3 protein-coding genes and 1 pseudogene are annotated in these 1,690 nt (G+C 41.1%); 3 read left to right on the top strand and 1 reads right to left on the bottom strand.

What is annotated here, in order from left to right; translation table 11 throughout:
* A pseudogene (locus F6K49_RS46500) lies at nucleotides 1–512 on the top strand (DUF1802 domain-containing protein); the annotation flags it as partial.
* Here F6K49_RS46500 and F6K49_RS46495 read toward each other — a convergent pair.
* Nucleotides 513–707, bottom strand: coding sequence for a hypothetical protein (locus F6K49_RS46495; protein WP_293085864.1), 195 nt, complete (start codon nucleotides 705–707; stop codon nucleotides 513–515). It lies immediately after the preceding pseudogene.
* 180 nt (nucleotides 708–887) lie between these two features.
* Here F6K49_RS46495 and F6K49_RS46490 point away from each other — a divergent pair, with 180 nt between their 5' ends.
* Complete coding sequence (locus F6K49_RS46490) at nucleotides 888–1,307, top strand: element excision factor XisH family protein (protein ID WP_293085862.1); 420 nt, start codon at nucleotides 888–890, stop codon at nucleotides 1,305–1,307.
* Nucleotides 1,295–1,630 (top strand): XisI protein, encoded by a 336-nt coding sequence (locus F6K49_RS46485; RefSeq protein ID WP_075898203.1) that lies wholly within the window; start codon nucleotides 1,295–1,297, stop codon nucleotides 1,628–1,630. The genes F6K49_RS46490 and F6K49_RS46485 overlap by 13 nt, the downstream gene beginning before the upstream one ends.
* Nucleotides 1,631–1,690: the final 60 nt, after the last annotated feature.

Here is a 1,690-nt window from a genome sequence, read left to right as displayed (position 1 = left end):
GAACGTTACGTTTAAACAATCAAGAACTACTTAAGAAAACTGCTAAGTTAATTATTGGCCCTGGTGAGCCGACTAAACAACTTATGGATGCAGCTATTGTACATGGTATGGCAATTATTAATCCTGAAACTCTTGAGAAGCTGGTGAAACTCCAAAGCCAGTATCCCAATTCCGTTGATTTAATTATACTAAAGAATTACTTGATACCTGGTCAAGCTGATCAGGAAGTTGAGAAATATATTAATCATGTTTCTGAAAAACTGAAATTGCGATCGCATATTGTCCACCTGGTGAAAAAGCTGATTGACAATAGAGATAATCACACGGTGGGAGTAGAGATGATCGATGGAGCCTATAACTTCTCCAATCCACCCGAGTCCTTGACTCAGCCAGAACTACACGAAATATTGATTGAGCTTTCTTCTCCCTTAACTGGCTACTTGGGGCGAATCAAGGGCACGGATAGTAAAAGTGATTGCTTTTATTTCCTGCGGGACTTGCCCATGGATTAACTAGCACTTGAGCAGTATAGCGTTTTTTAAAATTTGGTGAGGTACATTTTTTGAGGGAGCAGGGAGCAGGGAGCAGGGAGCAGGGAAAAGGGAATAGGGAACAGGGAATAGGGAATAGGGAACAGGCATGCTAGCAAGAGGCAAGAGGCAAGAGGCAAGAGGCAAGAGGCATGCTAGCAATAGGCATGCTAGCAATAGGCAATAGGTAAACAATCATGTTTACCTCATTAGGAGAGAAAGCGCTATAGTAAAAATCTGCCGGTTTGTGTAACGTTTTATTTCAATATTCAAAATTTCTGCTTGTGATCAATGCCTAAAGCGTGATTAAGCTACCATAGATATAGCCTTAAGCATGGCAATAATAAGCTACTTTTAATGGCAAAAGATATCTACCACGAAACGGTTAAAACGGCTCTGATCAAAGACGGATGGGTGATTACTAACGATCCTCTAGCATTAGCTGTTGGAGAGCGAACCGTTTACGTAGATATGGGATCGGAGAAACTTTTTGCAGCAGAAAAAGGTCGGCGACGTATTGCAGTTGAGGTAAAAAGTTTTATTCGTCCTTCTCCTGTACAAGACCTAGAAAATGCCCTCGGTCAATATGTGCTTTATCGAGGTTTGTTAAAAGAATCAACCAACCATCGATATCGAACATTATATCTAGCGATTCGGAATGCAGTTTACTTAGATTTTTTTCAAGAGAAAATTGCTCGAATTGCTATTGAAAACAATCAGTTGAATTTGCTAATTTTTGATGCAGAAGGAGAAGAAATAGTGCAATGGATAGATTAGATGAGTATTCCAAATTAATTCGAGAAATTCTAGAGCGTTACGCTCGGATTAGTTACAGTCACGGCGATATCCAAAGTTATGCCATTACTGATACTCTGAACAATCATTTTATGCTAATGGTTGTTGGCTGGGATGGCAAACGTCGAGTCCACGGCTGCATTACGCATGTTCAGATTATTGATGGGAAAATCTGGATTCAACGGGATGGTATCGAAGATGGCATCACTGAAGAACTTGTCGCTGCAGGGATTCCCAAATCAGATATTGTGCTAGGGTTTCACCCACCAGACGTTCGTCCCCATACTGGTTATGCAATCGCGTAGCGTGGCCATAGGTCAATCGATTTTTTCACTGGTTATCAACCAGGGGTGATTTCCGACTCT

The organism is Moorena sp. SIO3I6 (genome assembly GCF_010672095.1).
This window is presented reverse-complemented; position numbering and strand designations above follow the sequence as displayed.

Bases quoted from the DNA above. Each gene is read 5' to 3' on its own strand.
- F6K49_RS46490 (WP_293085862.1), top strand. From the start codon at position 888: ATGGCAAAAGATATCTACCACGAAACGGTTAAAACGGCTCTGATCAAA.
- F6K49_RS46485 (WP_075898203.1), top strand. From the start codon at position 1,295: ATGGATAGATTAGATGAGTATTCCAAATTAATTCGAGAAATTCTAGAG.